At 34.5% G+C, this 3,757-nt stretch carries 4 protein-coding genes; 3 read left to right on the top strand and 1 reads right to left on the bottom strand.

Translation table 11 applies throughout. From position 1 onward, the window contains the following. The first annotated feature begins 231 nt into the window (after positions 1 to 231). The 3 genes from ABIQ27_RS12995 to mtaB all read left to right on the top strand — a co-directional run bounded on the left by ABIQ27_RS12995 (position 232) and on the right by mtaB (position 3,282). On the top strand, positions 232 to 483 hold the full coding sequence (locus tag ABIQ27_RS12995; protein ID WP_136153018.1) for a type B 50S ribosomal protein L31: 252 nt from the start codon (positions 232 to 234) through the stop codon (positions 481 to 483). Positions 484 to 618: 135 nt separating this feature from the next. Then, the gene (locus tag ABIQ27_RS12990; protein ID WP_348034341.1) at positions 619 to 1,794 is read left to right on the top strand and encodes a GlmU family protein; all 1,176 of its coding nucleotides are present in this window, start codon (positions 619 to 621) and stop codon (positions 1,792 to 1,794) included. 144 nt (positions 1,795 to 1,938) lie between these two features. Then, on the top strand, positions 1,939 to 3,282 hold the full coding sequence (gene mtaB, locus ABIQ27_RS12985; protein ID WP_348034340.1) for a tRNA (N(6)-L-threonylcarbamoyladenosine(37)-C(2))-methylthiotransferase MtaB: 1,344 nt from the start codon (positions 1,939 to 1,941) through the stop codon (positions 3,280 to 3,282). 41 nt (positions 3,283 to 3,323) lie between these two features. Here mtaB and ABIQ27_RS12980 read toward each other — a convergent pair whose 3' ends face one another. Further along, positions 3,324 to 3,635, bottom strand: a complete 312-nt coding sequence (locus ABIQ27_RS12980; RefSeq protein WP_348034339.1) for an N-acetyltransferase — start codon at positions 3,633 to 3,635, stop codon at positions 3,324 to 3,326. Between the last annotated feature and the right edge of the window lie 122 nt (positions 3,636 to 3,757).

The following is a 3,757-nucleotide window of genomic DNA, read 5'->3' as shown; positions in this document are numbered from 1 at the left end:
ATAATAAATTTAGGTTTTGATTAGTTAACAAATATAGTAATTCCGTAATTACTTTTCGGTAAGTGTAAAACAATTAAAAAAAGTTACATATTGGTTTGATTTTTAAAAAATAAGTGTAATTTTGCACTCTCTAATTAAAAATAGAAATAAATAAAAGCTGTAGCTGGTTTATACCTTTCTAAAAGAAAGCTTCAAAACAAACTACTTCATAACAATAAAAAGATTTACACAATGAAACAAGGAATTCACCCAGAAAATTACAGATTAGTTGCTTTTAAAGACATGTCAAACGACGATGTATTTATTACTAAATCAACAGTTGAAACAAAAGAAACAATCACTCACGAAGGTGTTGAATACCCAGTATTCAAAATGGAGATTTCCAGAACTTCTCATCCTTTTTACACAGGTAAATCTAAACTTATTGATACTGCAGGACGTATTGATAAATTCAAAACTAAATACGCTAAACACTCAAAATAATTTTTTAAGTGTTTCAATTTTATCAAAACCATTCCCGAAAGAGAGTGGTTTTTTTATGCAATAAACTTTGTAACTTTGACACTTTGCAACTTTGACACGAGCCATAAGGCGAACTGATGAAATAAACTCACAACAATGAACTACATACTTTTTGACGGAACAGTTCGTAACGCACTTTTACCATTTACATTCACAAGACCAGTTGCCGATATCCGTATCGGGATTTTGACCATTCGTGAAAAATGGGAAAAATATTTAGGTTATACAACCACAACTTTGACCGAAGAATATCTTTCTGAAAAGTTTCCAATGGTTGAAATGGAAGACAACGTTATGATTAATGCTTCTTTTTTGCCAAATGACATTCTTGCCGAAATGGTGAAAAGTCTGGAAAAAAATCAAGCCATTTTTAAGGGCGATGAAGTCATCGCTTTTTATACGAATGATACTCAGGAAGAAGTCGATTTTGACAGTTATGAAATTATTGAATTTAGTGAAGAATGTATAACAGTTGCCAATACCTGGGATATTTTTGCCAAAAATGACCCTGCGCTTCGCGAAGATTTCGAATTGATAACCGAAGGTAGGCATTCACAACCGATTCCGAAAAGCGTTAACGTGCTTTCGCCGGAAAATATATTTATCGAAGAAGGAGCAAAGCTGGAATTCGTGACCTTGAATGCTTCAACCGGCCCAATTTACATCGGAAAAAACGCTGAAATCATGGAAGGTTCTGTCATTCGTGGACCATTTGCTTTATGCGAATCGGGAAGAGTGAAACTGGCTGCCAAAGTTTATGGTGCAACTACAGTTGGCCCGCATTCGGTGATTGGCGGTGAAGTAAGTAATTGTGTTTTGTTTGGTTATTCTAATAAAGGCCACGATGGATTTTTAGGTAATTCTGTTTTGGGTGAATGGTGTAATATTGGTGCCGACAGCAACAATTCTAATCTGAAAAACAACTACGAAGAAGTGCGTTTGTGGAGCTATGAAACCGAAGGTTTTGCCCGGACCGGTTTGCAATTCTGCGGATTGATGATGGGTGATCACAGCAAATGTGGAATCAATACGATGTTCAATACAGGAACTGTCGTTGGAGTTTCAGCTAATATTTTTGGTTCAGGTTTTCCACGAAATTTTGTCCCAAGTTACTCCTGGGGTGGAGCATCCGGATTTACAACATACTTAACATCAAAAGCTTTTCAGACTGCGAAAATAGTTATGGCACGTCGTCAAATTGAATTTTCGGATGAAGATGCGAAAATCCTGGAACACGTTTTTGAAATCACAAAGAAGTATAGAAAAGAATAGATTTTAAATTAGCCACGAATACACGAATATTTTTTTAATTATTTGTCTCTTAAATTATTTGTGCATTCGTGGCTGCTTTTTATTTAAACTTCTTAAATTTGCAACCTCAATTTTTGACAACGATTTCATTAACTGAGAAAGATTATGGAAAACAAAAAGAAAGTTGCCTTTTATACTTTAGGCTGCAAATTAAATTTCTCCGAAACTTCTACCATCGCGAGAAATTTTCAGGACGAAGGTTTTGACCGCGTCGATTTTGAAGAAGTAGCTGATATCTATGTGATCAACACGTGTTCAGTTACGGAGAATGCCGATAAACAATTCAAGCAAGTAGTAAAAAAAGCCATGAAGCTCAACGACAAAGCGTTCGTTGCTGCCGTTGGTTGTTATGCGCAATTAAAACCGGAAGAATTAGCTGCTGTTGATGGCGTTGATTTGGTTTTGGGTGCTACCGAAAAATTCAAGATCACCGATTATATAAATGATTTGTCCAAAAATGATATGGGCGAAGTGCATTCATGTGAAATTGAAGAAGCCGATTTTTATGTTGGAAGTTATTCTATCGGAGACAGAACCCGTGCTTTTCTAAAAGTTCAGGATGGCTGCGATTATAAATGTACATATTGCACAATTCCTTTGGCACGTGGAATTTCGAGAAGCGATGCTTTGGAAAATGTATTAAAAAATGCATCTGATATTTCGAAACAAGGAATAAAAGAAATTGTTTTGACTGGCGTAAATATTGGGGATTACGGAAAAGGTGAATTCGGAAATAAAAAACACGAACATACTTTTCTGGATTTAGTTCAGGCTTTAGATGAAGTTGAAGGAATTGAAAGACTCCGAATTTCGTCTATCGAACCAAATCTTTTGAAAAACGAAACGATTGAATTTGTGTCGCAAAGCCGCACATTCGTGCCACATTTTCATATTCCGTTGCAAAGTGGAAGCAATGACATCTTAAAGAAAATGAAGCGTCGTTATCTACGTGAAGTTTACACAGAGCGGGTAAACAAGATCCGTGAAGTAATGCCTCATGCTTGTATTGGTGTTGATGTTATTGTTGGTTTTCCGGGTGAAACTGATGAAAATTTCCTGGAAACTTATAATTTCATAAACGAAATGGACATTTCATATCTACACGTTTTTACGTATTCGGAAAGGGATAATACTGAAGCTGCCGAAATGGATGGTGTTGTTCCGATGAATGTGAGAAACAAAAGAAGTAAGATGCTTCGCGGTTTGTCAGTAAAGAAACGACGTGCTTTTTATGAAAGTCAGATTGGAACGAATCGAACAGTTTTATTCGAAGGTGAAAATAAAGAAGGCTATATTCATGGATTTACCGAAAACTATGTCAAAGTAAAAACTCCTTGGAATCCGGAATTGGTAAACACATTACACGAAATCAATTTGTCAAGAATAGACGATGATGGAAGCGTGAGATTAAAATTCCAAAACGAAAAATTCCAAATTCCAATTATATAAAAAGTTGGAATTTGGAATTTAAATTTTGGAATTTGTATGCTTTATATTTTAATTCCTGGTGGAAGTAAATCTCTGTAACAAGTATTTTTTCTGAAGAAAAGAGCAATTTTAGGTAAAATAGGAACGACTTTTAATTTGCGTTCATAAGCTATTTCCATAATATTCTTCAACAAATCATTGATAAATCCTTCATTGTCAAAACCATCAAAAACATTTATTCTCGTTAAGAAAATCTTCTTCTCCTGAAATGAGTATTCTACAGAAATTAATTTTCCATCTACCAAAGTTTCAAACTGACGAGCAAAAGTATTGTCTTTAATCTCGATTTTTTCTAATAATGCTGTTGTGTCCATGATGAATTAAAAAAAAGGATTATTTTTATGCAAAGTTACTAATAATTAACCACTTTCAAGTTAAAAAATGCCAAAAATTCATGTTTATTTTATGCCAGGAATGGCTGCAAGTTCAAGTATTT

Origin of the sequence: Flavobacterium sp. (assembly GCF_039916025.1) — a bacterium.
Taxonomy (GTDB): domain Bacteria; phylum Bacteroidota; class Bacteroidia; order Flavobacteriales; family Flavobacteriaceae; genus Flavobacterium.
Note: the sequence above shows the minus strand (reverse complement) of the source record. Positions and strands in the feature narration are given on the sequence as shown.